The 528-nt window shown below is 47.9% G+C and carries 1 protein-coding gene; it reads left to right on the top strand.

All coding sequences use genetic code 11. The features are described from left to right. Positions 1–528, top strand: a 528-nt coding sequence (locus tag R8O10_RS27305; protein WP_318192245.1) for an EAL domain-containing protein, incomplete at both ends; no start/stop codon positions are given.

Below are 528 nucleotides of genomic sequence, written 5' to 3'. Positions count from 1 at the left end.
TGGTGGCTTGGTTAGCCGTCGTGATTTTCCTTCGGCTTCTCCTGATGAGCTCTTATTAAAAGGCATAGAAGCGCGTCGTTCTGGCGTTCGCAGCAACACGCATATTTGCAACGCTAAAGACATCGAAGTCAGTGAAGATGTACGTAAAGAGCAACTAGGGTGGTTGAGTTGCGTCAGCCGCGCGATTCTCAAGCAGAACATTATTACGTATAGCCAACCGATTGTGCACGCTTACAGTCATCTTCCTGCCAGCCAAGAATGTCTGGTGCGGATTTTAGAAGAAGACGGAACAGTGATTGCTCCAGGGCGATTTTTACCGATCATCTCAGACACGCATTTGTACACCAGATTGAGTCGTCACATGATCCGCTCGACGCTGCATTACATGCGAGATAAGAAAGGAGATTTCTCGATTAACCTGTCTCCGCAAGATTTGTTGAGCGACAAAACGTTGATGTTGCTGGAGCATGAAATCAGCCAGTTGAATGACCCGACGCGGATAGGGTTGGAAGTACTGGAGTCTGAACA

The sequence above is a fragment of the Vibrio sp. 1727 genome (genome assembly GCF_033344415.1).
Classification (GTDB): Bacteria; Pseudomonadota; Gammaproteobacteria; order Enterobacterales; family Vibrionaceae; genus Vibrio; species Vibrio alginolyticus.
The sequence above is the reverse complement of the archived record's forward strand: the minus strand, read 5'-3'. Positions and strand labels throughout refer to the sequence as shown.